Source organism: Tsuneonella sp. HG222, from assembly GCF_053819185.1.
Window position 1 is genome coordinate 2,072,370 of record NZ_JBSOQZ010000001.1, and the last position, 24,593, is coordinate 2,096,962.

General features: G+C 61.6%; 19 protein-coding genes and 1 pseudogene. 5 read left to right on the plus strand and 15 right to left on the minus strand.

From position 1 onward, the window contains the following. Window positions 1-20: 20 nt before the first annotated feature. Window positions 21-701, plus strand: a complete 681-nt coding sequence (locus tag ACWPMZ_RS10490; RefSeq protein ID WP_455703953.1) for a response regulator transcription factor — start codon at window positions 21-23, stop codon at window positions 699-701. A 9-nt stretch (window positions 702-710) separates the two neighbouring features. On the opposite strand, the gene ACWPMZ_RS10495 is transcribed toward ACWPMZ_RS10490, so the two are convergent. Beyond that, window positions 711-3,413 (minus strand): TonB-dependent receptor domain-containing protein, encoded by a 2,703-nt coding sequence (locus ACWPMZ_RS10495; protein ID WP_455703954.1) that lies wholly within the window; start codon window positions 3,411-3,413, stop codon window positions 711-713. Between the two features lie 79 nt (window positions 3,414-3,492). Further along, complete coding sequence (locus ACWPMZ_RS10500) at window positions 3,493-5,091, minus strand: hypothetical protein (RefSeq protein ID WP_455703955.1); 1,599 nt, start codon at window positions 5,089-5,091, stop codon at window positions 3,493-3,495. Between the two features lie 263 nt (window positions 5,092-5,354). Here ACWPMZ_RS10500 and ACWPMZ_RS10505 point away from each other — a divergent pair, with 263 nt between their 5' ends. Further along, entirely contained in the window at window positions 5,355-5,729 is a 375-nt protein-coding gene (locus tag ACWPMZ_RS10505) for a hypothetical protein (protein WP_455703956.1), read from the plus strand. Between the two features lie 42 nt (window positions 5,730-5,771). On the opposite strand, the gene ACWPMZ_RS10510 is transcribed toward ACWPMZ_RS10505, so the two are convergent. From ACWPMZ_RS10510 to ACWPMZ_RS10525, 4 genes are all read right to left on the minus strand, one after another. Then, window positions 5,772-7,958, minus strand: a complete 2,187-nt coding sequence (locus ACWPMZ_RS10510) for a xanthine dehydrogenase family protein molybdopterin-binding subunit (RefSeq protein ID WP_455703957.1) — start codon at window positions 7,956-7,958, stop codon at window positions 5,772-5,774. After that, window positions 7,955-8,935, minus strand: a complete 981-nt coding sequence (locus ACWPMZ_RS10515; RefSeq protein WP_455703958.1) for an FAD binding domain-containing protein — start codon at window positions 8,933-8,935, stop codon at window positions 7,955-7,957. Before ACWPMZ_RS10515 ends, ACWPMZ_RS10510 begins: the two co-directional genes overlap by 4 nt. Further along, complete coding sequence (locus tag ACWPMZ_RS10520; protein WP_455704192.1) at window positions 8,932-9,450, minus strand: 2Fe-2S iron-sulfur cluster-binding protein; 519 nt, start codon at window positions 9,448-9,450, stop codon at window positions 8,932-8,934. Before ACWPMZ_RS10520 ends, ACWPMZ_RS10515 begins: the two co-directional genes overlap by 4 nt. Before the next feature lie 180 nt (window positions 9,451-9,630). Next, on the minus strand, window positions 9,631-10,218 hold the full coding sequence (locus ACWPMZ_RS10525; RefSeq protein ID WP_455704193.1) for a trehalose-6-phosphate synthase: 588 nt from the start codon (window positions 10,216-10,218) through the stop codon (window positions 9,631-9,633). On the opposite strand from ACWPMZ_RS10525, the gene ACWPMZ_RS10530 reads away from it, so the two are divergent. Continuing rightward, window positions 10,153-10,338 (plus strand): hypothetical protein, encoded by a 186-nt coding sequence (locus tag ACWPMZ_RS10530; RefSeq protein WP_455703959.1) that lies wholly within the window; start codon window positions 10,153-10,155, stop codon window positions 10,336-10,338. The two genes, ACWPMZ_RS10525 and ACWPMZ_RS10530, sit on opposite strands and share 66 nt — an antisense overlap. Before the next feature lie 286 nt (window positions 10,339-10,624). On the opposite strand, the gene ACWPMZ_RS10535 is transcribed toward ACWPMZ_RS10530, so the two are convergent. After that, window positions 10,625-11,998, minus strand: coding sequence for a sensor histidine kinase (locus ACWPMZ_RS10535; protein WP_455703960.1), 1,374 nt, complete (start codon window positions 11,996-11,998; stop codon window positions 10,625-10,627). Beyond that, complete coding sequence (locus ACWPMZ_RS10540) at window positions 11,992-12,678, minus strand: response regulator transcription factor (RefSeq protein ID WP_455703961.1); 687 nt, start codon at window positions 12,676-12,678, stop codon at window positions 11,992-11,994. The genes ACWPMZ_RS10535 and ACWPMZ_RS10540 overlap by 7 nt, the downstream gene beginning before the upstream one ends. 138 nt (window positions 12,679-12,816) lie before the next feature. On the opposite strand from ACWPMZ_RS10540, the gene ACWPMZ_RS10545 reads away from it, so the two are divergent. Both ACWPMZ_RS10545 and ACWPMZ_RS10550 read left to right on the plus strand, forming a co-directional pair. After that, the gene (locus ACWPMZ_RS10545; protein ID WP_455703962.1) at window positions 12,817-13,692 is read left to right on the plus strand and encodes an ABC transporter ATP-binding protein; all 876 of its coding nucleotides are present in this window, start codon (window positions 12,817-12,819) and stop codon (window positions 13,690-13,692) included. Between the two features lie 12 nt (window positions 13,693-13,704). Next, the gene (locus tag ACWPMZ_RS10550; protein WP_455703963.1) at window positions 13,705-17,301 is read left to right on the plus strand and encodes an ABC transporter permease/M1 family aminopeptidase; all 3,597 of its coding nucleotides are present in this window, start codon (window positions 13,705-13,707) and stop codon (window positions 17,299-17,301) included. A 394-nt stretch (window positions 17,302-17,695) separates the two neighbouring features. Here ACWPMZ_RS10550 and ACWPMZ_RS10555 read toward each other — a convergent pair. The 7 genes and pseudogenes from ACWPMZ_RS10555 to ACWPMZ_RS10585 form a co-directional block, all read right to left on the minus strand. Continuing rightward, window positions 17,696-18,375: pseudogene (locus ACWPMZ_RS10555) on the minus strand (IS6 family transposase). Window positions 18,376-18,389: 14 nt separating this feature from the next. Continuing rightward, window positions 18,390-18,551 (minus strand): DDE-type integrase/transposase/recombinase, encoded by a 162-nt coding sequence (locus ACWPMZ_RS10560; protein WP_455704194.1) that lies wholly within the window; start codon window positions 18,549-18,551, stop codon window positions 18,390-18,392. Window positions 18,552-18,648: 97 nt separating this feature from the next. Next, window positions 18,649-19,437 (minus strand): YaiO family outer membrane beta-barrel protein, encoded by a 789-nt coding sequence (locus ACWPMZ_RS10565; protein WP_455703964.1) that lies wholly within the window; start codon window positions 19,435-19,437, stop codon window positions 18,649-18,651. Window positions 19,438-19,454: 17 nt separating this feature from the next. After that, complete coding sequence (locus ACWPMZ_RS10570; protein WP_455703965.1) at window positions 19,455-20,051, minus strand: hypothetical protein; 597 nt, start codon at window positions 20,049-20,051, stop codon at window positions 19,455-19,457. A 10-nt stretch (window positions 20,052-20,061) separates the two neighbouring features. After that, entirely contained in the window at window positions 20,062-21,198 is a 1,137-nt protein-coding gene (locus ACWPMZ_RS10575; protein ID WP_455703966.1) for a glycosyltransferase, read from the minus strand. A gap of 10 nt (window positions 21,199-21,208) precedes the next feature. Further along, entirely contained in the window at window positions 21,209-21,847 is a 639-nt protein-coding gene (locus ACWPMZ_RS10580) for a PIG-L deacetylase family protein (protein WP_455703967.1), read from the minus strand. A 528-nt stretch (window positions 21,848-22,375) separates the two neighbouring features. Beyond that, window positions 22,376-24,505, minus strand: coding sequence for a sensor domain-containing protein (locus tag ACWPMZ_RS10585; protein WP_455703968.1), 2,130 nt, complete (start codon window positions 24,503-24,505; stop codon window positions 22,376-22,378). Window positions 24,506-24,593 lie beyond the last annotated feature (88 nt).

Here is a 24,593-nt window from a genome sequence, read left to right on the forward strand (position 1 = left end):
CGGCGACTGGGGCACAGGAAATGACGACCGTTCAGATTTTCGCGACAGATCGGAATGCCGGGGACTTCGACGATTTCGTGATCGGCGATGCTCGTTTCGTGTTCGCGCCGCTGCTTCCCACCGGCCCGGCCAAGCTGGTCGAGGGATCCTGCTGGATTTTCGTCGACTGGATGCTCGACGATTTGTCCGGCCTTGAGATGTGCCGGCGGCTGCGCGCCGACCCGCGCACCAGCGATGCCCACGTCACCATGGTCCTCGAAGCCGACGATGCCGAGGATCGTCGGCGCGCCTTGCGGGCGGGGGCCGACGACTACATGCTCGGCCCGATCACCCGGCAGGCCGTGCTCGACCGCATCCTGGCGCAGGATCCCAACGTGGGCCTCCGTTTTGCCGCACAGACGATCAAGGTCGGCCGCCTGGCGATCAATCCCACCGCCGAGCGGGCGAGCTGGGGCGAAACCGTGATCGAGCTCAGCCCCAACGAGTTTCGCCTGCTGCGCTTCATCGCCGAAAACCCCAACCGGATCCTCTCGCGCCGCGAGCTGATCCAGTCGCTCGGCAAGGCGGGCGACCCCGATTACCTGCGCACCGTGGACGTGTGGATAAAGCGGCTGCGGGCCGCGCTGCGCAAGGCTGGTGCCGGTCCGGTGCTACGGACCGTCACCAACAAGGGTTACGTGTTCGACGTTCTCGACGGCTGAGGACCGGCCTCAGAAAGTTGCCGAGATCGAGGCGCCGAAGCTGCGGCCTTCGCGATAGGTGTTCACGTCCAGCCGGTTGTCGCCGCTCTGCTGATACTCGACATGATCCGTGCCCAGGATGTTGCGCACCTCGATCTTCAGTTCGAGGTCGGTGCCCAGGGCCTTGAACCCCTCGCGCATGACGAAATCGAGCTGCACGCCCGGCTTTTCGATCACGTCGGGCTGCGGCGGGCTGCCGTTAAGGCCGCGGCTGACCACGCGGTCGCTGGCGTAGCTGACCAGGAATGTCTGCTGCGACAGTCTGTCGTCGTTTTCCAGCCCGAATTGCACGTTGGCGATGTGATCGGATTGGCCCGTCAGCGGGACGCCGTCGCGGAAATAGTCGCGCGCGATGGTCGAGGCCGCGCCGAAATACGCCACGGTGTCGCTGGGCCCGACTTTCAATTTCGACTTGGTCCAGGTGTAGTTCGCGCCGATCACGAGCCGGCGAAATCCTTCGTTGTTCCAGTCGCCCAAGTCGAACGACTTCTGCACGTCGAACTCGGCCCCATAGAGCTGCGCCTCGGGCGCATTGGCGTAGGAGGTGGTGAAGTCGATACCGGCGATGAAAGCCTCGATCGGCTTATCGATCTTCTTGTAGAAGCCGGAAACCGAAACCCGCTCGTCGCGCGCGAAGTAGTACTCGAACCGCGCCTCGCCGTTGTACAACTGGCTGTCCACGAGCAACGGATTGCCGCGATAGGGGCGGCTGGTGTCAGGATCGTAGTACGGCTGGTTGATCAGTTCGCGAAACTGCGGCCGGGCGATGGTCTTCGACGCGCTCAGGCGCACCTGCATGCCGGGTTGGATCTCGTAGGTCAGCGTGCCTGCCGGCAGCCAGTATTGCCTCTCGAGGCTGGTCGTCGCGGCGATCGCCCCCGGATTGGTGAAGACCGGGATCGGCGCGACCGTCTGTGTGGCGCGCTCGTAGCGAACACCGATGTCGAGGGCGATGCTGTCGGTCGCCTGCCAGTTGACCTTGCCGTAGCCGGCCCATGTCGTCATGTCGGCGGCGAAGGCAGGGTTGCCCTCGTCGGTCTCGATCATCGTCAGGCCGTTGCCGTACTGCAGGAATCCCGGTGCGGTCAGGGCGTTGACCAGCAGGTCTGGCCGCAGCGTGCCGATGGCGCTGATCACCGCCGATGAGCCCAGGAACTGGTTGGGCGCAAGAAACAGGAAATCGCGCCGCGTGACCTCGCGATGCGTATCGCTCCACGCCCCCCCGACCGTGGCGACGAGGCTGGACCCCAGTTCGTAGCTGAGGTCGGCGCCCGCCGACCACAGATCCTCGTCGAGATAGGAGAAGGTCACGCCCCCATCGCCGCCGTTGCCGTTGTTCAGCTTGTTGATGAAGAGGCCGCCGAACGGGTCGGCCGGGGAATTTGTCTTGATATATTCGAAGGCGAGCTCGAAGGGAGCATCGCGCTTCGACCTGGCAAAGCCGCCACGAAGATCGAGCGACAGGCCATCCATGATGTCCAGTTCGGCGACGGCCTGGGTGTCGATCAACTGCCGCTCGTAGAAGCCCGTCCGCTGCGTCATGAAATCGGCCAGGCCGTTCTGCGACGGCTTCTGCGCCAGGCCGATGCGCGCCTGCTTTACGGTGTCGTGGATGTACAGGTTGGTCCAGCGGATCGAATTGCTGTCGCCGAATTCGTAGCCGAACCCCAGCAGCGCGTTCACGACCACGCGCTGGTCGGTCTTGGTCTGGGTGCTGTCGGTTTCGATGGTGGACAGGTCGGCACTGAGCGACGCCTGCTGCCGCGGCTGCGTGGTCTTCCACTTGCTGGAAATGCCGCCGCCCGCGATCGCTCCGAACTCACCGTCGCCGAGTGGCATGGCTGTCCCGGCCGAGAAGCTGGCGGACCAGTTGAACGGAATGTCGTCGAAGCGCTGAACGATCGAGTTTCGGCCGGTCACGATCTCGCGCGCGATCGCCGTAGTATTCACGGTCCCGTCGCTGATCCGCGCCCCGCTGTCGAGGAAGGCCTGCAAGCCCGCGGGAATGTCGCGGTTGCCGTTGTCGTAACCCGACCAGTCGGTGCTGCTGCCGTAATAGGTGAGGCCCGGAAAGCCTGAGGTTATCGAGTCGCCGGAAACTCCGGCGCCGACGGTCAGGAAGGATTCGCGTGGCACAGCCTTGGTCGTCAGGTTGATCACGCCGCCGCCGAATTCGCCGGGGTAATTCACCGAATAGGACTTCTGGACCAGCGACGAAGCGATCACGCCGGTCGGGAACAGGTCGAGCGGCACCACGCGCTTCAGCGGCTCGGGGCTCGGCAAGGGGGACCCATTGAGCAGGGCCAGCGAGTAGCGGTCGCCCAGGCCACGCACGTAGACGAACCCGTTGCCCACCACGCTCAGGCCGGTCACACGGCCAAGCGCACCGGCGATCGTGCCCTCGCCCGTCTTGGCGATCTCGGCCGATGACAGGACCGAAAGCACCTGGCTGGATGCCTGCTCCGGGTTCCTCTGGAGGCGTCCGGTCACGACGATCTCACCACCGGGGACCGAGATGTCGAGGTCCTCTTCCTCGGGCGCGGCTTCGTTATCGGCGGATATCGGCGAATCGGCGGAAGTGCCGGGATCGGTCTCCTGCGCGGATGCCGCCGCGGGATATGTCAGGGCGCTGGTAAGCAGGAGTGCGCCGGCGAGCCGCGAGCGATTGGACATCGGATTTTCCTCGAACATCGAATGCAGGTGCGGGGGCGGCGCGTTTCCGGCCGCCCCCGCTGGTGCGTCTGGCGGCCGGTCAGGTGGTCGGCAGCGAGGTGCAGGCGCTGCCCCCGCCAAGGTTCGCGTAGCTGCTGTTGCAGGTCCATCCGGCGATCCAGCCGGTGTTGCCGCTCCACGCGGCGCCAATCCGGTACGGGGTGGGCAAGTTACTGAAGAACGCCGAGACCGTGGTTACGTCGAACGGCGACACGGCGTCTTCATTCGTGCCGTTGACGAACAGGCTGGTAAGCGTGGACGCGAAGGCATCGTTGTTGTTGTTGCTGCCAGAACCGAAAGCGGCCGCGACTTGCGCATTCGTGATCGAACCGCTGCCGATGTACTTAGCGGTGTTGCAGGTCATCACGACGGAGCGGGCCGTGAAGGTCACCGGGGTCGTCCCGGACCCGTTCAACCGGATGCACTCGTTGTTCGGGCTGTAGATGATCCCGTTGAGCAGCGTGATGTCCGAGTTGCCACGGAAAAGGGCGGACGCGCGGTCGTTCCCTTCATTGTTGGCGCTGACGTTGGGCTGGATGGCGACGAAATTGACCACGCGCAGGCGGGTGCGGGGGGTATCGCCCTCGTTGCCGTTGCTGTCGATTTCGAACAGCGCATCGCCTTCACCCGGGCGCTGGATCAGCACCACGTGCTGCATATCGGTGCGCGACCCGACGTCGACGTCGAGACTGTCGTCATCGGCGCCGGTGGCGACATAGTACTTCATGTCGACCACGCCGCCGAAGAATTCGGCGCCGTCGTCCGAGCTGTTGTGCGCCTGGATGTGGTCAAGCGTCGTGCCACTACCCACGCCCTCGAGCGTAAGGGCCTGCAGTTCCGAGTTGGAGCCGAGCACGAAGCCCGAATAGCGGATCTGGACGAAGCTCATGCGGCCGGCATTGTAGTTGTCGTCGGTACCGCCGTAGAGCGCCTGGTCGGCAGCGCCCTCGGTCGTCCGTTCGCAGGTGTTCGAGGCCACCGAACCGGTCAGGCAGTCGGTGATCCGCCCGCGACCCATCAGCACCACGCCGCCCCATTGGCCGATTGTCGAGTCCGTGGCGAAGCCGGCGATGTTGTCGCTGCTGGTGAAGATGATCGGCTGGGTGGCAGTGCCCGCCGCGTTGATCTTGTTGCCGCGGTTGACGGCGAGCCACGACTGACCGGTCTTGCCGAAGAGGATCACGCCAGGTTCCACCGAGAGGGTGACGTTGGTGTCCGCGGTCAGCGTGCCGCAGCCCACGGTCGTCGATGCGTAGGGGGCGCCGGCGGTGGGGGCAGCGAAGCCGCCGTCGCAGCCGACGTCGACCCGGCCGTTCATGGCGTAAAGAACGCCCGGCAGCTTGCGCAGCGTGGTCGAGGCCTTGATCACCCGCGGCAGTTCGCAGACGCGGTAGCTGCCGGTCGGCCCGGAAATAACGCCGCCGTTGGTGAGGCCCTGCGTATCGGCGATCGTCGGGCAAGCCCCGGCCGCGACCACAGTGGCCGGTCCGCTGGGGCTGGGCGTCGGAGACGGGGCCGGCGTGGAGATGTCAACGTTCACGTTGCCGCCGTTGCCGGGCGACGCAATATCGTCGGGGCCACATGCCGTAATGGCCAGCACGCTGCAGCCGAGCACGAGCGAACGATGGAAATTGGTCACAGCAGATACCCCTCAAAAGCCGAGAATCGAAGCGACAGGAAATGACCGCTTCGAGACTCGGCTAGGCGTCCGACGTGACAGAAATTTTGCAGGATTTCGGTTAGATTACAGGGACGTGATTATGTCCTTCATGTGACGAATGTGACGTCGACGGGTGTGGGCCGGGGCGATGTTACAGTTCGATGACAATGTTTCATTTTTATTGCACGGGCGACACATTCGGCTGATCCATGTGCTGCAGATAAGAATTGGGGAGATTCGACATGTCCATCGCTTTGCTCCTTGCCGGCGCTCTCGTCGTCCAGGCACCGGCGCAACCTCGTGCCGATAGCAGCCTCGTGGAAGTCGCCTATAACGACATGGCCGCCGGCCAGTCGGAAGCCGCGGTCGATCGCATCCTGCGGGCCGATCCGCGTCATGCGGATCATCCCGCGCGCCTGATCAACCTCGGCATCGCGCATGCCCGAATGGGCGAAATCGAGAAGGCCCGCACCCTGTTCGAGCGAGCATCCTCGCGCGACCGCTACCGTCTCGAAACGGCCAGCGGCGAATGGCTGGACTCGCGCGACCTCGCCCGTCAGGCGTTGGCGATGCTCGACCGCGGCGACTTCTCAAGCACCCAATTCGCCGCACGCTGAAGGGACGATCCGTCCCGGCTGTCTCGACTGAGCAGCCGGAGCTCAAAGCTGTGAGATAAGCCGGTCCGGCGTGATCGGGTACGAAGTAACGCGCACGCCGCAGGCATCGTAGATCGCATTGGCGATTGCGCCCGCGCCGCCGCACATGCCCAATTCGCCCACACCCTTCGCCTGGATGAGACTGGCGGCCCCGTCGCGTTCCTCGATCAGGATCACTTCGAGATCGGGTACGTCGCGATGTACGGGCACGTGATATTCCGCCAGGTCGCAATTGGCGAGGTGGCCGTCGACGGGATCGAACAGCAGACCTTCGGTGAGCGCGCTGCCGATGCACCAGGTCATCCCGCCCAGACACTGGCTGCGCGCGGTCTTGGCATTGAGCACGCGACCGAATCCGAACGCGCCGGTCATCCGCCTCACCCGCGTTTCGCCGGTCCAGTGATTCACCCCAACCTCGGCGAAAAACGCACCATAGCTGGAGATTGCGTTGTCCTCGCTCGACGCGCCGGGCTCGAAATGACCGGTTCGCTGTATCCGGTCACCGTCCAGCACTTCGGCCAACGAACGCTCGCCGCCGTCCCAGCGCGCGATGCCGTCTTTCATCTCCAGCCGGTCGGGCTCGATGCCGAGCCGGTCGGCGATATCTTCCCGCAGCCCTTCGCAGGCGAGGAAGACCGCCGAGCCCACGGAAGGAGCGCCCCAGCTTCCTCCCGAGCCCGGACCGCGAGGGAAATCCGTGTCGCCCAGTTCGACCAGCACGTCGCCCGGTGACAGGCCCAACATCTCTCCGGCGATCTGACCCAGGATGGTGTAGGTGCCGGTGCCGATGTCGGTCATGTCGGTTTCGACATGCGCGGTACCGTCGGGCCGCAACGTCACGCGCGCCTTGGCCTCCTCAACGTTGTGCACCCGCGCGGCGCTCGCAACGCCCGTGCCGATCCACCATTCGCCTTCGCGTGTGTGCCGCGGCGCCCTCGGCCGCTGCTCCCAGCCGAACGCCTCGGCACCCTGCTGCAGGCACTCGGCCAGCTTCCGCGAGCTGAACGGTGTGCCTTCGGACGGGTGTTCGTCGGGAATGTTGCGCAGCCGCAGTTCGATCGGGTCGATGCCGACCTTCTCCGCGAGCATGTCCATCGCCTGCTCGACCGTCTGGACCCCGACCGCCTCGCCCGGCGCCCGAACCGAACCTGCCGTCATGCGGTGGATGCGCGCCACGTCGATCCGCAGCAGGCGGTTCTCGCCGGCGTAGAGAAACTCGCTCGATTGCGTGACCGGTTCGGCAAACTGCTCTCCGGGCAGGTTGGAGACGCGCGCCTCATGGCCGAAGCCGGTCAGGCGGCCGTTCGCGTCGGCAGCCAGTCTGACGCGCTGCTCGGTTTCGGACCGTCGCATGATCGATTGGAACACCTGCTGGCGGCTCATCGCCACCCGCACCGGCCGTTCCAGCTCGATCGCCGCCAGCGACGCGGCGACGCATTCCTGGCTGATCCCCAGCTTCGAGCCAAACCCTCCGCCAACATAGCGTGACACGAGGCGGATCGAACCCTCTTCCATCCCCAGCGTGTCGGCGAGCTCGGCGATATTGTAGTTGAGCATCTGCAGAGACGTGTGAACGGTCAGCTTCTCGCCGTCCCATTCGGCGATGGCGGCATGGGGCTCCATCGCCGCCGACGCGTGGCCCTCGGTGGTGAACGTCGCATCCACGGTGTGGGCCGCATCGGCCATCGCGCGGTCCAAGTCGCCCTGGCTGGTGCCCTTGTTCTTCGGTTTACTCTCGACCTCGGCGGGATCGACCGGCGCGTCCTCCTCGTGCAGCGTCATGGCAAGCTGCTTTGCCGCGTCGCGCGCCTGCTCGAACGTTTCGGCGACTACCAGCGCCACCGGCTGGCCCCAGTAGCTGATCTCTTGTGCAGGCTGCTGCGGAGCCTCGCCCGCAGTTCCCTGCGCGGCACGGCCGGTCATCCTCTTGTCGGACAGCACGGCGATAACGCCCGGCATGCCCATCACGCTTTCGGCGTCGATCGCCTCGACTTTACCCTTCACCACCGGCGCGGTGACAAGCACGCCCTCGATACACCCCTCGATGGGGTATTCAGCGGCATAAGGGGCGGTACCGGTGACCTTGAGCATCCCCTCCGCGCGGTCGAGCGGCTGGCCGATTACCCCCTGCGAAGTATGGTCGAGCACGTTGCGCTCGTCGGCTTCGTCCTGCTTGCGATGCATGGTCATGACTCCACTCCCGTTGCTTCGCACAGCACCGCCGCCAGCGTCCGGCGTGCGAGCGGAATTTTGAAGTCGTTGTCGCCGTAGCCTTGCGCGCCTTCGAGCAGGATGTCGGCCGCTTTGTCGAACAGGGCGAGCGAGGGCTGCTCGCCCAGCAGCAGTTCGGTAATCCGCCCGTCGTGCCAGGGTTTGTGGGCAAGACCCCCGAACGCCAGGTCGGCACGAGTGAAGCGGTTGTCGGCAACCTCGACGATAGCCGCGACCGAACAGAGCGCGAAGGCATAGGACGAACGCTCGCGAACCTTGCGGTAAAGCTGCGTGCCGCCGACTGGAGCCGGCAGGGTAACGCCGGTGATGATGTCGCCGGGCTCGAGAACATTGTCGCGCTCGGGCGTGTCGCCCGGCAAGCGATGGAATTCGCGCACGGGGACCGAGCGTTCGCCGGTCGCCCCGGCGATCTCGACCGTCGCGTCAAGCGCGGCCATGGCTACCGCCATATCACCGGGATAGGTGGCGATACACTGATCGCTGGTTCCCAGGATGGCATGGAGGCGCGCCACGCCGCCGATCGCCCCGCAACCGGAACCCGGTTCGCGCTTGTTGCAGGGCTGATCGATATTGGTGAAGTAGTAGCACCGCGTCCGCTGGCACAAGTTGCCGCCGGTCGTGGCCTTGTTGCGCAGTTGCTGGGTCGCCCCGGCGAGGATCGCCCGGGCCAGCACGGGATAGTCGGATCGCACCCGGGGATGGACGGCGGTGGCGGTATTGGTCGCCAGCGCGCCGATCCTCAGGCCGCCATCCGTCTCGGCGATCTCACCCAGCGAAAGGCGGCCGATATCGACCAGCGTCTCGGGAATTTCGACTTGCAGCTTCATCAGGTCGATCAGGTTCGTGCCGCCGGCCAGGGTCATCGTGCCGGGCGACGTGGCGAGCCGGGTGACGTGATCGAGCCGCTCGGCCCGCTGATAGTCGAACGGCCTCATGCCCCCGCCTCCGCTTCGGCCACTTCGAGGATTGCGGCGACGATGTTGGCGTAAGCACCGCAGCGGCAAAGATTGCCGCTCATGCGCTCGCGAATTTCCTCTGCGCTAAACTTGGGCGATCCGTCGAGGTCGCCGGTCGCGTCGCTCGGCCAGCCGGCGGCGATCTCCTGCAACATTGCCGTCGCCGAGCAGATCTGGCCCGGCGTGCAGTATCCGCACTGGAAGCCGTCGTGCTTCAGGAAAGCCGACTGCAACGCGCTGGGCGCGGCTGGCGAACCCATGCCCTCGATCGTCGTGACCTCGTCGCCGGCGTGGGTCACCACCAGGGAGAGGCAGGAATTTATCCGCACGCCGTTCACCAGCACCGTGCACGCCCCGCACTGACCATGGTCGCACCCCTTCTTGGTGCCGGTCAGGCCGACATGATCACGAACGAAGTCCAGCAGGCTGACGCGCGGGTCCTCCGGCAGGTCGTAGCTGCTGCCGTTGATATTCACAGAAGATGACTGGTGCATGCCTTTCATAAAGCCGGGCGGGCCGTTTCGGTCCCGGTTCGTTTCCAAATCGTAAAAGTTTGCCCTCGATGAGGAAGATGAAGCCACCGATACTAGGTAGATATCCAGCCGGAATTTCCCGCTCGTCCAATCCGGCCGGCGTCATACGCAGCTGATGGCTTAACCCATCATCTTGATGGATCAGCCCGCGAGGTCGCGGGGGAAGTTCTCGGTCCAGGTCTGGACGTTCTCGTCGCGCACGCACTCGTGCATGGGCCGCCATCGCGCGATGCGTTCGTCGAGAGGCATGTCCATCGCCTCGCGGATGCCGCTGGCGATATCGTCCGGGCTGTGCGGGTTGAAAAGGATCGCGCCCGGGGCCAGTTGCCGCGCCGCTCCGGCGAAGCGGCTCAGGATCAGGACGCCGGGGTCCTCCGGATCCTGCGCGGCGACGTATTCCTTGGCGACAAGGTTCATCCCGTCGCGCAAGGGGGTGACGATGCCAATCTTGCTTGCGCGGTAGATGCCGTAGAGCTCGGCCGCGCTGTGGCCCTGGTTCACATACCTGATCGGCAGCGGGTCGATCCGGCTGCGCGCGCCTTTTGTCTGGCCGGTCTTCTGTTCGAGCTCGGCGCGGATTTGCTGATAGGAACTGATGTCGGCCCGGCTTGGCGGGGCGATCTGGACGAAAACGAGATCCTGCACCTTTTCCGGGTGGCGGTCGTGCTCGACGGCGCTCTGGCAGACAACGGGATGATCGCCTTCAAGCCGTGGCTCGACGCCGCGCAGGTCGAGGCGATCCGCGGCTACGTGCTGAGCGAAGCGGCGCGGATGGCCAAGCTTCCGCCCGACGAACTCGCTCCGCCGGACAAGACCGGCGACAAGGGGCCGGCGCGGGCAGGCAGCTAGCGTCTCAGCATTGTGAACTTGCCGGCGGGCCTTGCCGCCCGTGGGCTCAGAGCGTGCGAGTGACGCGGCGTTCGTCGACGATTTCTCAGCAGGATCAACCGACCTTTAGGGCCAGCCCACACGAAAAACCCCGCTGCGAACAGCGGGGTTATTGGCTTCCGATGAAGCTGGATCGTGGTGGTTGCGGGGGTTGGATTTGAACCAACGACCTTCAGGTTATGAGGGCTCTGGTGAATTGCAACACCCCCCTACGCCAGGTTGCGCTTAAGCCCATACTTTGAGCAGCTTATATTTCACGTTGCTGAGCCTTTGTTTCGCCGCCCGTAGGGCCAAAACTTAGTCTGAAGGTTGATCCCCGCTGATTGGACATCAGGTGCACATCCCCAGCGTGCGCGCGCATGATCTCGCGCGTAAGGTGCAGCCCCAATCCGCATCCCTCTGCGTTCTGGCTGCCTCGTGAGAACGGCTCGAACAGGCGCGCTTCCAAATCCGCGGGCACACCAGGGCCTTCGTCAGCGACGTCAATCGTCCTATCGTCCCGAACGGTCACCGAAATCGATCCAGCACCGCCGCCGTGCGTGATGGCGTTTGCGAGAAGGTTAGTAATGGCGCGGGAGATTGCGTGGGCATCACCGTTCACGATTACCGGCGCATCCGGCGCATCCAGTGAGAGTTCATAGCCTGACTTGATCGCAGTCGGCGCAAGGTCTGCCACGACGTCCCGAGCGACCGCAGCCAGATCAAGTTTCAAACGTTCCTGCCCCGACAAGGACAAGCGCTCAACGTCGAGCATCTGCGTCACAATGTGCGTCAATCGCTCGAGGCCGCGCCGCAGTTCCTGCTTTGCGGGCTCATCCTCAAGAGCTTCCACCCGCAATGCAACAACGGCAAGCGGGGTCCGCAATTCGTGCGCGGCGTCGGCGATGAAGCGCTTGCGCCGTCCAAGCTCGGAGGCCAGCCTGTCGAGAGCGCCGTTAAATCCGCGGACGAGCGGCAGCAGTTCGCGCGGCGCCTTGCGCTCGTCGAGGCGCCCCGACGGCTCTTGCGGGAGAATAGCGGTAGCCTCTGCAGCAAGTGGCCTCAGCGCACGCGAAAGGATAGGCAGCGCGATCATCATCGCCGCGAACCCGACAACGGCGATCAGGGTGAAGATCAGGAGAACCGGACCACCCCAAGAAACGAACGGTGTGTCCTCACCCGCCAGCGTCGCAGGGTCTACTCCGCCGGCGGCGAGGATCACGGTGTCGTTGCCCATCTGGCGTCTCTCGACCACTCCATTCGCCAGCGGGCGCTCGGCTCCCGCGACGAAGAAGCGGCCTGATACGAACACCAGCCGGTTTCCCGCAAAGGTGCCCGCCACGGCCTCGGGCACCGGGCCAAAGGAGAAAGTCGCGTTGCCGCTGCGACCGATGAGCCAAATTGCCGGGTTGCGGGAGGCGAGCTCGGCAAAGCGGCCGTCCCGCCTGATGGCAAAGCCGTTTTCGGTTCGCACCAGGTCCTGCGCGGCGTGAGAGATGGCGACCTTTGGGCCCCTGTCGCGATGGTCGCTGGTCTGATCCGTCAGGATAAGCGCCGTGAGGATAAGGACGACCGCGGAGATATAGACGGCGGTGAAGGTGAGCACCGCGCGCAGGGCCAGTGAAGGGGTTCGTTTCAGCATGGCTGAAGCATGTAGCCGACGCCGCGAACGAGCCTTACCTCCACACCGGCATCTTCGTCTTCGAGGCGTCGTCGCAGTCGGGAAATCAGAGCATCGAGCGCATTGGCAGAAACTTCCACATCGAGCCCGTACAGCTCGGATTCGAGATGCCCTCTTTGAACCACGCGGCCTGCGCGTTGAGCCAGCAGTTCAAGCAAGGCGAGCTCGCGACGGGGCACAACGACCGGTCGCTTCCCCACTAGTACCTCGCGGGTAGCTGGGTCGAAGCAGAGCCGGGCAACTTCGATCGGCCTCGGACGGGTTCCGTGCCCTGGACGTCGGCAGGCCGCGCGAAGCCTGGCGAGCAGCTCTGCCAAGGCGAAGGGTTTCACCAGATAATCATCTGCACCGGCGTCCAGGCCCTCAACGCGGTCGGCCAGATCGTCGCGCGCCGTGAGGAAGATGATGGACGGAGGGGTCGGTCTCGATTTCGCTGCGGGGATGAGTCCGATCCCGTCCCCATCTGGCAGCCGGCGGTCGAGAAGGACCACGCGATAGGGAAACTGGATGATCGCTTCGAAGGCCTCGCCGAGTGTGCCGACATGGTCGATCGGCCAATTGTCTCGCTGCAACGCCCGCACGATTTCGCGGGCGAGAAGAACATCGTCTTCAACAAGCAGGATTCTCGATCCGTCCACCATGGGCTCCCTCTAGGCGACCGCCCTGACACCAACCTGACGGAAAATCACGTGCCGCGACAGATTGCCGTGAGCGGCGCGAAATAAGCACGTTCCTGCCTCTCGCGAAACGACGCGAGCGGCACGGCTGAAGGGTAGGAAATGCTTGAACTGAACGACGTGAGCCATGTCTATCCCAATGGGACTCGGGCTCTCGATCATCTGACTTTGACAATACCGCGGGGGATGTACGGCCTGCTCGGTCCGAATGGCGCCGGCAAATCGACGCTGATGAGGACGGTTGCGACGCTGCAGACCCCTACTGAAGGGAGCATCCATTTCGGCGACATCGATGTGATCGCCGAGCCTGAAAGACTCCGGCGGACGCTGGGCTATCTTCCTCAGGAGTTCGGAGTCTATCCGCGCATCTCCGCTTACGACATGCTTGATCACATAGCGGTGCTGAAGGGCATCCCCTCCACGGACCGCAAGACGACGGTCGAGACATTGCTCAACCTTACCAATCTCTGGTCAGTGCGCGGGAAGGCCATCGCAGGCTTCTCGGGCGGAATGCGGCAGCGCTTCGGGATAGCGCAGGCGCTGATCGGCAATCCCGAACTCGTCATCGTAGACGAGCCGACGGCCGGGCTCGATCCGGAAGAGCGCAACCGCTTCCTTAATCTGCTTGCCGAGATCGGGGAGAACGTGGTGGTGATCCTCTCCACCCATATCGTCGAGGACGTCTCCGATCTTTGCCCGAGGATGGCGGTGCTGGCTGCGGGGCGGATCCAGCTCGAAGGGGCTCCACTCGAGCTGATCCAGTCGACCGAGGGCAGGATTTGGATGAAGGTGATCGAGCGAGGGGAGCTCGACACCTATCGAGACCAATATGAGGTGATCTCCACCCGCCTGTTCGCCGGTCGGACCATCGTCCATGTGCTGGCCCAGAGCGATCCCGGAAACGGGTTCGAGCGGATCGCCGGTGGGCTGGAGGACGTCTATTTCTCCACCCTGGCGCAATCGCGCCGGTCGTCCTGAGGAGCCCGCATCATGCTTCTCCAGATCGCGAAATTCGAGCTTCGATATCAAGTCAAAAGCCCGATCTTCATAGTAGCCGCAGCCTTCTTCCTCCTCGCGTTCTTCCTGGACATGGCGGTGCTGAAGCTGGCAACCGTTGGCGGGGGAAACGTCCTTTTCAATAGCCCGCACAGCATCATCGTGTCCCACCTGCTCGTGTCGCTACTGTTTCTGTTCGTGGGCGCAGCCTTTGTCTCCAACGTGGTCTTACGCGACGACCAGACCGGTTTTGGCGCGATCCTGAGATCCACCCAGATCACCAAGCTGGACTATCTTCTTGGCCGGTTCCTCGGTGCGTTCGCCGCCAGCGCTCTCTTGATGGCAACGGCCACGCTGGGCGCGTGGCTTGGAACCTTGATGCCTTTTGCCAACCAGGAAATGCTCGGACCAAACCGCATTTCCGGCTTTGTTTATGGCTATGGCCTGTTCGCGCTCCCCAATGTCCTGATCATCTCGGCCATTCTCTTCGCGCTGGCCACGGCGGTCCGCTCGACAGCGGGCACCTTCATTGGGGTTATCGCCCTTCTCATCCTCTACCTGGTCGGCCAGAATTTGATGGAGGGCGAGACACAGCTGCTGAACTCGCGCGTGCTGGCCGATCCGCTGGGCATGTCTGCCTACATGGCAGCATCGAAGTATTTCACAGCGGGCGAGCTGAATGCCGGCCTTGTCCCGGTTTCCGACCTAATGGTGCAAAGCAGGTTGATCTGGGTGGGCGTGTCGATTGTCCTCCTGGGGGTGACGTATCGACTGTTCCGGCTCTCTGATCGCGGCATGTCCCGGCGGAGGCAGCGCAAGCTACGACGACAGGTCCAGATGGAAGCGCATCACGCTGCGCCGGGCTCGGGCATGGAGATCAGCCGACTGGCTTCACCAAGCTTCGACGGCCGCTCCGCTCGAGCCCAGTTCCGCGCTCGCGCGTGGATCGAGATGCGCCACATCCTCAGGAGCCCCGTATTTCTCATTCTTCTTGGTCTTGCATTCTTTTTCACCCTTACGACCGGGTTGACGGCCGCAGACGTGTTCGATGTGCCGTTTTATCCACTGACCTTCCTTTCCCTGCCGGAGAATGGATTCGACACGATCCTGGTCATCATCGCCACGTACTATGGCGGCGAGCTCGTCTGGCGGGAGCGCGAGCACAAGACCCACGAGATTATCGACGCGACCCCCATTCCGGCGGCGGCTTTGATGCTCCCGAAGATGCTCGGGCTTACTCTTGTTCTCTTCGCCACCCTGCTGATCGGCGTCCTCATCAGCATGCTCGTGCAGCTTCTGAAAGGCGGAGTCGATCTCGAACCCGAGCGCATCCTGCTCTGGTATTTCCTGCCAAGCGCGGTTGACGCCGCCCTGCTCGCGGCGCTCGCAGTCTTCGTACAGGCGCTCAGCCCAAGCAAATATGTCGGCTGGGGGATGATGGTCATTTACATCATCCTCCGGATTTTCGGACCGACCATGGGGCTTGAGTACCCTCTGTCCCTCTACCGCGGCGTGCCCGAAGCACCTCTTTCCGACATGGCCGGCGCGGGCATCCACTGGAAGGGCGCATGGTGGTTCAGGCTTTTCTGGTCCGCCATCGCGGCGCTGCTCCTGATCGCTGCACACTTGCTCTGGCCGCGGGGTACCGAGGAGCGCTTGAGCCGGAGACTGCGGCGGCTTCCGGCGCGCTTGAAAGGCCAAACCAGCATTGTGACAGCCGCCGCGATCGCGCTGAGTGCACTGAGTGGTGGCTGGACCGTCTATAACACCCTAATCTTGAACGACTTTCGTACATCGAAAGAATCGGAAGCCTATTTCGCGAACCTCGAGAAGCGCTATTTTCGCTATGCGAGCTTGCCACAACCGTCGGTCAAGCATGTCGATCTTGAGGTCGACCTCTTTCCCGAGCAGATCCGCGCCGAGGTGCGAGGCCGCTACCGTCTCGTCAACGAGACCAATGCGCCGATCGGCCAAGTCCATGTGCGCCTGCTCGATCTCGATCTCGATCTGGTCGGGGTGGAATTTCCAGATGCTCGGCTAGAGCTGAATGACGAGGAGATCGGCTACCGTATCTATCGGCTCGATGTGCCGATGCAGCCGGGCGAAACGCGCTCGCTCGCCTTCCGCACCCGGCGGCAACAGCTGGGCTTTCGCGCCTCCGGTGCCGAGACCGGGCTGGCGCCGAACGGGACCGATCTCAACAGTCTGGAACTGACTCCCGGCATCGGCATGAGCGATATGGGACTGATAGAGGACCCAGCCACCCGCCGTAAGTACGGCCTCTCCCCCCGGCAACCGCTCCCGCGACTGGACGATGCGGCGGCGACGAAGACCACCCCGGGCGGCGACCGTGGCTGGACGACTGCGAAAATTAGCGTCTCGACCGCGGCCGATCAAACCGCGATCGCTCCGGGCAAGCGTGTGACGGAACGGGTCCGGAACGGCCGCCGCACGGCCGTGTTCGTATCTGACACGCCGATCAACAACATGTTCTCGATCCAATCGGCCAACTACTCCGTCAAAAGGCAAGCGATTGGCGGCATCGAGCATGCCGTCTACTACCACCCCGCGCATCCCTGGAACGTCGGCCGGATATTAGCTGCGATGCAGGCATCCATCGACTATTACAGCAAAGCTTTCGGCCCCTATCAGTTCGACCAGATCCGCATTGTGGAGACCCCAGCCTATCGGCGGGGCGGGGGACAAGCCTTTCCGAACACCGTTGCAGTCGGCGAGATGGTGTTTGCCTGGGATGTCAGCGACCCGAACCAGCTCGACATGGTCACCCTGATGACGGCTCACGAGCTTGCGCATCAATGGTGGGGGCATCAGGTGCGTGGCGCCAGAATGCAGGGCGCAGCGCTTCTGGGAGAATCGATCTCTCAATATTCCGCACTGATGGTGCTGAAGAAGGTCCGCGGGGACAGCAACCTCCGCCGCTTTCTCCATGCTCAGATCGACCGCTATCTGACCGGGCGGCGGACCCAGATCGCCGAGGAACAGCCGCTCGTCAGCGCCGGCCTGGACCAGGATTATGTCAACTACGGCAAGGGTCCACTCGCCTTCTATTTACTCCAGCAACGGATGGGGGAGGAGGCCGTAAACCGCGCGCTCCGCCGCTTTGTTAAAAAGTACAAATTTGGGGGCGCCCCTTATCCGCGTTCCGTTGATCTCATCGCGCTGCTGCGGGCCGAAGCGCAGAACCCCGAGCAGCAGGCGCTTATCACCGATCTATTCGAGCGCATTACGCTCTACGATCTCAAGGTTGAGAACCCGACTGCGGTCAGGCGGCGTGACGGACGCTGGGAGGTGACCGTGCCGGTCGAGGCGATGAAGCTCTACGCAAACGGAAAGGGCACGGAGACAGAGGCCCGGCTAACGGAGAATATCGAGATAGGCCTGTTCACCGCAGAGCCTGGATGGGCCGGGTTCGACACGTCGAATGTGATCAGCCTTCAGCGTCATACAATCCGCTCCGGCAAGCAGGTGCTGAAGTTCGTCACGGATAGAAAGCCCAGCCATGCCGGGATCGATCCCTACAACTTCTACATTGATCGCAACCCTTGGGATAATGTTTCGCCGGTGAATTGAGCCCGGAGTCTCTGAGAGAGATTACCCGCCTATTGATCGAGGCGATGTCAGTGTGTTTCGACCCTCGCCAACGTCGCCGGACCGCTCCTTCTCGAACCGTGTCGCCTGAGGGGGCGCTGGGAAACCGTACCGATGCTCATCTGCGCGGAGATTGGCCTCGCAAAGCCAGCCCGGAGCTGGCGAAGGATGGGGCCAACGAGTCGAGCCCTGACGGCTTGCTGCCGTGTGTGCGGCCTGTTCCGCGGCCTTGCGCGGGTGCCCTTCAAGAAGAGACAAGTCCTGTGGATGTATGGCGGTGCTGTTAGTCTAATCGTAACTTGGCTCCGCTCGACCCAGTGCTACCTTCCCCAGCGCCAGTTCATGCCATGAGGTTCTGCCACTCGGCCAGTGCAGCCTAGCGGCGAGTCTCGGAGGTCTCTCTGTCGACGAAGTGGCGTGCAAGGTTGAAGTGGTTGTGGACGTGGGCGTGAACCCAAGCGAACTTCTGCAGGCTCTTCATCTGCCGGAACCGCAGCATCGCCCGCTCTCGTCGCCGGAACGGCAGGTGCGAGTTCTCCACCGGGTTGTTGGCCCAGCGGCCGATCTCCTGCTTGTCGGCATTACCAAGCTCACTCATCGCTGCCTTGTACGAGCGCAGACCGTCGGTGGTGATCGCCTCGGGTGAGCCGTGGCGCTTCAGCGCCTTCTTGATGAACCTCAGCGCTGCTGCCTTGTCTCTCGTCTTCGTGACGTAGCTATCGAGCACCTCGCCTTCCTGGTCGACCGCTCGCCACAGGTAATGCATCTCGCCGTTGATCTTCACGTTGACCTCGTCGAGGTGCCACTTCCACTGGCGCCAGGCCCGCATGCGGCTGACCCGCTGCCGGCGTACGTCGGCGGCAAACGACGGACCGAACCTGTTCAACCAGCGCCGCACGGTCTCGTGGCCGATGTCGTTCCGCGCTCGGCCTGCAGGTCCTCCGCGCTGCGCAGGCTCAGGGGGTAGCGGACCTACATCAGGACCATCAGCCGGATGATCTCCGGCGATGAGTCGCAGTAGCAGAACGGGCTATTCGGCTTCCTAGGACGAGGCATTCTCCGACCTGCGCTCAATTCCTTCCAAGTGGGAGCATTTGCTCTAACAGGGCCAACACCTCGCCCTCCTGATCCGCCGGTCGCCATAGGTAGTGCGTCTCGCCGTTCAATTTCACGTCCATCTCGTCGAGGTGCCATCGCCGCCGACAGAGCCCACCCGAGCGTTCCTTAAGCAGGTGGCGGCCACTGAAAAAACAGACCTTAAAAGGTTCTGCTTTGCAGTGGCCGCCGGTGCTGCCGCCGACAAGGGGAAGAAGGCGGCAAACTTCAGGACTAGAGGCCTAGCTGGACACCGAGGGAAACGGTCGTCGCGATAATCCGAGTGGCTGGGCGGTCATAGGACGAGATGCCAGCACCCCCGATCAAAGCGATGTTTTTGCTCACAGGCTGGACGCGCTGGATCAGCACCGACAAGTCATCACCGGTGAAGTCGGTTTCCAGCGGCGCGCGTTCGAGCGAAGCGGCGCCCGCTCCCAGCCACAGTTGTGTCTTGCCTTTGCCTCGAGCGTCGTTGACCGAAAGATTGAAGAGGTGGCTGAAGAACGCTTGGCCGCTTTCCGGATTTACCCGGCTAAGGCGATAGGCAACCGAGCCGCGCTTGAAATACTGCCTCGCGCCCGCTGACAGGAAAGTGACTTCCCGATCGCCGAAATGCCGTGCCCAACGCCCGCCCACGGTCACCGTGGTGTTATCAAGCACCTTAACTGTGAGGTCTTGGGCCAGGTCGAGGTTTGCGAACACCGGCGCGTCTTCGGCGACGAAGGCCACGGTGCGGGTCGATATGCCGTCCAACCAGTCGTGGTAAACGGCAACACGACCGCCGATTGCGACGTCTTTCTGTCCGGGTGCGCTGCGCTCACCGTAGGTCGGGGTCACTACGATGGCGGTGTCAGGGAGCACCGCCTTGTATTCGATTGTGGCAGACCGTACCGAACCAAAGTCGCGTGAGAAGTCTTTACTCTCCACGCTGGTGCGCACGGAGCTTTGCGCCTGCGCGTTTGTCGTCGCCGCGATTAGAATAGGCGCCAGCATGCTGGCCGCCGCGAGGGTAGCTTTCATCATCACGTTTCTCTTTCAGCTTAGTGGACGAGTTCGATCGCTTGGCGGACCCGATAGCGACCGGTGGGAAGGTTGCGGGTAACGGTCACCCGCGGTTCGAACACTGTGTCTTGGGCAATCACTCTGCCGGGCAAAACGATGACTTGGATACCGAGTGCAGCACGGGCACCGATCCAGCAGCCCAACTTGTCGCTGTCGGTTACAACCACTCGCTCGCCGTCGCGGACGGTGATTGCCTGGCGATCGAGCCTTTGATTGGAGGTCCGCACCTGGGCTCCGAGATAGACATCCTCGTCGACCCGCGAGTCCGCGACAAAGCACTGTGGCCCGATCATGACACGGTCTGCGATTACCGCCTGCTTGATCTCCACCGCATAACCGATGCGCACGTTGTGACCGATCAGCGTCGGCCCTCGGACCATGCACAGGTTACCGACTAGGCATCCGTCGCCGATCATCAGCGGGCCGCGAAGGATTGCCCCGGCGCAGATTCTGGTACGGGCTCCTATCACGATGGGACCCTGACTATCATCCAGGATCACTCCGTGCTCAACGGTCGCAGTCGGATCAATGCGGCTGCTCTCGCTACCGATCTCCCTGGCCAACCGTTCGTTCAAGCTGCTGACTTCAGCCCACCACATGGGAATACCTCGTCGGCTTGTCGCGCACAGGCTCGCTACCGGTCAGCAGACCCTTAAGGCCGTGGATCAGCCAGATAATGTAGGCGAGCATGACGTAGAACAAGGCGGCCGGCGCAAGGGCTATAAGGCGATAGCGCTTCTGGTGTATCGCGCTGATCGTGCCAATCGCGATGACCACGCCAACCCAGAGAACGGGGAACAACTGGCCCGGAATTTGCTCCGGCTCGCCTTTGCTGAACAATTGGGCGAGGTTGGCGGAGTATGACGCCAGCCCGAGCAGCACGACCAGAAACATCGGCATGATGCTGAACAGTCCGAAGCGCGAAAGCAGCAGCTTGCGGTGGAGGCGCATGCACACGGCGTAGCCGATAATCCAGCGTCGCCAGCGCAGCCACTCCGCTTTAAGGGAGTTGCATTCCTGCGAATAGACCACGCATCGCCAGGTCTGCCGAACCTTGTAGCCTTTCGCCACCAGCGACCAACTAAGATCGAGATCCTCGACTTTTGTGCGGTCGGAAAACGGCACCGCGCGAAGCACTTCAGTTCTAAACAGACCGCAAGACCCGGAGACAATAAAAGGCGCGCCCCCGAGAATCTGCTGAAACGTCCGCTTCAAAGCAATCATCGGCACTTTAACCGACGCTCGGATGTGCGGCAGCAAACCAGCGCCGCTCAGATTTGATGCCGGAATTCCCCCGACGGCGTCTGCCCCCCGCTTCATTTCGGCGAGCATATAGCCCAAGCCATAGCCTTCGGCGGGCAGTATAGTATCTGCGTCAGTTAGAAATACGTAAGGAGCGCGGGTGCAAGCGACGCCTGCCATGATTGCGCCACCTTTGCCGGTATTTGCTTGATGAACGGGGATCACTCGCGGATTGTAGCTAGCCATTTCGTCGATGAGCGCGGCCGTACCGTCAGTAGAGCCGTCGTTCACTACAATGACACTGCCGATGTACGGGTTCTTGAGCAGCCCAATAACGGAATCAGCAATACACAGCTCCTCATTGTAAGCCGGCACGATCGCGTCAATCAGGCCAAATTGCTTTGAGGGCCGCTGACGTAGCCGAAAAAGGAACCAAGTAAGCGCGAAAGTTGTCGCGATTAGGAATAGAAATGTCTTCATCAGCTGGTCCTCAAAGGATCATTCTATAGGGAATAAAGGCTTCGCTCGGCCCAAGGTCGGCCTGCGCACCGCGAAAATTCGCCGCACTGCGGATTTTTTCCTCTTGCATGTAGAGGCGATCGCCCTGGCTGGCATGGCACTTTAGTGCATTCACCTTGCTCTCAAGATATTGATCGATTGGCTCGAATACTGTCGGCATAAAATGGGGATAAGAACTGGGCGTCTCATACCCCAAGAACTGGGGAACCGTGCGACAGGCGATGGCAGAAGCTTCGTAAACCGCTCGGTGATCCTGATGGCGATCATGCTGAAACATCGTGTAAGCCCGATGAGGTCTAAAAGCCTTCACGTGCTCGTCGAGCAACGCGATCATCTCGTTGAGATGGCAGGACAGCCGAGTATCCTCAAAGTCATAGACCACTACATCGTCCACGCCGAGCGTACTCAAGGCGATGCGAGTTTCCTTTGCGCGGTCCGCGTCGCTCAAAGCACCGCGACGACCTTTGGAGAAAATGACCACTCGAATTGCGGCTCCGGAACGTGCCAGCTTGGCCAGAGTGGCTCCGCAGCCGAGTTCTATGTCATCGGGGTGGGCACCTATTGCGAGAATCGATACTGGGACCCCCGGCGTCTCCGATACTTGAACCATTGTCTCGTCCTCAAATGCATTTCTTTCGATGCCGAGGAACTAGATCATATGTATTAGGACGTTTCGCAGCACTGCTATGGCAAGAACGCGCAAAGATCTTTTAATGGTGTATTAACTTCTATATCGAGGATACTGAGATTCCCGTGACGTCAACGCAATCTGAGCCTCGGTTGCCGTGCGCATCTGGGTTTACGAGACTACGGCCCCCAAAGAATCTCGGAAACCGCTACTTCGGTCAAACCGAGGACACCGCGTCCCCGGTGGCCCAACTTCACCTCGGCATCGGCATTCGCCACCAGAGCGCTAGTAAGATCCTATGTCGGGGACAATGCGCCGAACGAAGGACGTTCGTTAAACTTCAAAGCCGATCAGCGGGAATTCGGCGGCCAGCTTGATCCTCTTCCCCACATTCAGTCCGATTGGGGCCCTGGTTAACGGCTTAGTGCACACGCATATCCATTTGCTGGACATCCAGCGCGTGCAAAAGGATCGTCTCAAATTTTTCAAGTAGCCGGCAAAATGCTTAGACTATGCCGCGAATCTATTCGGATTGATGCAGGACAATAAGGAGGGAAGGTCAGCTGCCTGAACCGCCCGTCCAAACAAATAGCCCTGTCCCATTTCACAGCCTTGTTTGAGGAGATACCGTCTCTGATCCTGCGTTTCGACGCCCTCGGCAACGACTTCGATTTTAAGACTCTTGGCGAGATTGATGATGGCGCACACAATGGCGCGAACTTCAGGATCGAAGATTACTTTCTCGATGAATGACCTGTCGATCTTCACGACATCTACTGGATAGTCGCGCAGATGGGCTAAGGATGAAGAGCCGGTTCCAAAATCATCGAGTGCAATTCTGAGTCCTCGATGAGATAGCTTCTGCAAGGCCCGCCCGACATAATCCGAGCTGCGCTCATTGAATGCATGCTCAGTTACCTCGATTTCTACCAAATGTGGGGGGATGCCATGCTCCTGCATGCGATCAAGAAGCCGCTCCGCGAAGTCGTCCCGCAAGAATTCGACAGGCGCCGCGTTGATGGCGACGAAGCCGAACGGTACATCCTTATCGAGCCACAGACGCATGTCCCTAAACACACGTTGCTGCACCAGGTCTCCAATCCGGGAAGCTAATTCAAAGTCTTTGAATGCTTCTGCGACGGTCGCAGGTTCCTGAATTCCTCGCGTGGCATGACGCCATCTTAGCAATGCTTCAAAGCCCGCAATGCGTCCGGTGCTGAGCTCAATTTTTTGTTGATAATGAGGCTCAACAGAAGTCGCTGTAACCGCGTTGCGGGCAAGGCTTAACTGGGAAGACACCAGTTGCGCCTGTTCCCGCATGTGTTGATGAAACATCCTGGTACCACCCCGCCCATTTTCCTTAAGGGCGTAGAGCGCGATATCTGCGTTGTTAAACAGCTCATTGGCGGTCTTGGCATCATCAGGGAAAAGGGCGGCACCGATGCTTGCCCCAGCACTCAGGACGCGACCCGCGAAAGGGATGGGCTCCCCAAGGCGCTGCAAGATAGACCGGCCAGCAGCGGGCAGATCAAGCTCGATATCAGCCTCCTCGACAATTACAGCGAATTCATCACCGCCGAGACGCGCGACGAAGTCTCCGCCCCGGACGCATTCTCTGAGGCGCTTTCCAAACTCAAACAAGAGGTGGTCACCCGCTGCATGTCCAAGTGTATCATTCACGTGCTTGAAGTGGTCGAGATCTAGCAGCAACAATCCGACTTTGCCGCCTGCCTGCATCGCCCTGATGATAGAAGCTTGTAGTCGTGCCTCAAATGCCCGGCGATTGGCCAATCCGGTAAGGGGGTCATGTTCACTGGCCCACTTCACCTCTGCAGCCGCGCTGCGCTGTACCGTGATGTCCCGAGAAATTGATAGGAGCTTCGTGACCTCACCTTCTTCATTCAATATAGGCGAAACAACAACGTCCCACCATTTCGGTTGGCCTTTAGCAGTCGGACAGAATCCACTGAAGCGAGCAACCCTGCCGGCAGCGCCATCGATGATCGCAGCCTGAGCGAGCTGTCGGCTCTCAACTGGCCAAAGGTCCACCCAAACGGCATTGCGGATAGCATCGAAGCCATCAATTTCCATAGCGCAGAGACCAGGATTGTTCATCGACACAATCCTGCCTTCAATATTTATTACTTTGATGCAGTGGACAATCGCTTCGAGAACATTTTGGTGAATTATGGAGGCTTCCTTCAACTCAAGATCGATGTTTTTCCGATCCGCAATGTCTTTGGCAATTATCATCACTCCTTCCAGCATCCCGAAGCTGTCTGATACACGTGATAGATCTACGTCACACCATCGTGGCGACCCGTCTGGTCGTATATAGCGGATTTCTGCTTTTAAATGCACACCGTCCGCAACACTTTCCAGAATGATTGGCAGCGTCTGAGCATAATCGCATGGATGAACCAATTCGTTCATTGCGAAGCTCTGAAGTTCCTCTTCACTTCGACCCAAAATATCACAAAAGCGGTCGTTAACTTTCTTCACTTTACCGTCAGGTCCACATTCCATTATCCCTACCAAGGACTGGGAGAAAATGTTGGACAGTTGGGTCTCCCGCCTACGAAGTCTATCGCCATCGGACATCAACGTGGTCATCTGGCCCACAGAACGGGCTGAAGCCATCGCCCACCTTTCCTCGCCTGCAGCATTGTGACGGGGAGTATTCATGCCGTTGATAATGGACAGATCAGCGCTCCAAAGCGACCCAGGG

Coding starts and splice junctions, on each gene's coding strand:
- ACWPMZ_RS10585 (WP_455703968.1), bottom strand. CDS start 24,505: ATGGCTTCAGCCCGTTCTGTGGGCCAGATGACCACGTTGATGTCCGAT.
- ACWPMZ_RS10520 (WP_455704192.1), bottom strand. CDS start 9,450: ATGCACCAGTCATCTTCTGTGAATATCAACGGCAGCAGCTACGACCTG.
- ACWPMZ_RS10490 (WP_455703953.1), top strand. CDS start 21: ATGACGACCGTTCAGATTTTCGCGACAGATCGGAATGCCGGGGACTTC.
- ACWPMZ_RS10495 (WP_455703954.1), bottom strand. CDS start 3,413: ATGTCCAATCGCTCGCGGCTCGCCGGCGCACTCCTGCTTACCAGCGCC.
- ACWPMZ_RS10510 (WP_455703957.1), bottom strand. CDS start 7,958: ATGACCATGCATCGCAAGCAGGACGAAGCCGACGAGCGCAACGTGCTC.
- ACWPMZ_RS10545 (WP_455703962.1), top strand. CDS start 12,817: ATGCTTGAACTGAACGACGTGAGCCATGTCTATCCCAATGGGACTCGG.
- ACWPMZ_RS10565 (WP_455703964.1), bottom strand. CDS start 19,437: ATGATGAAAGCTACCCTCGCGGCGGCCAGCATGCTGGCGCCTATTCTA.
- ACWPMZ_RS10575 (WP_455703966.1), bottom strand. CDS start 21,198: ATGAAGACATTTCTATTCCTAATCGCGACAACTTTCGCGCTTACTTGG.
- ACWPMZ_RS10535 (WP_455703960.1), bottom strand. CDS start 11,998: ATGCTGAAACGAACCCCTTCACTGGCCCTGCGCGCGGTGCTCACCTTC.
- ACWPMZ_RS10515 (WP_455703958.1), bottom strand. CDS start 8,935: ATGAGGCCGTTCGACTATCAGCGGGCCGAGCGGCTCGATCACGTCACC.
- ACWPMZ_RS10505 (WP_455703956.1), top strand. CDS start 5,355: ATGTCCATCGCTTTGCTCCTTGCCGGCGCTCTCGTCGTCCAGGCACCG.
- ACWPMZ_RS10540 (WP_455703961.1), bottom strand. CDS start 12,678: ATGGTGGACGGATCGAGAATCCTGCTTGTTGAAGACGATGTTCTTCTC.
- ACWPMZ_RS10580 (WP_455703967.1), bottom strand. CDS start 21,847: ATGGTTCAAGTATCGGAGACGCCGGGGGTCCCAGTATCGATTCTCGCA.
- ACWPMZ_RS10550 (WP_455703963.1), top strand. CDS start 13,705: ATGCTTCTCCAGATCGCGAAATTCGAGCTTCGATATCAAGTCAAAAGC.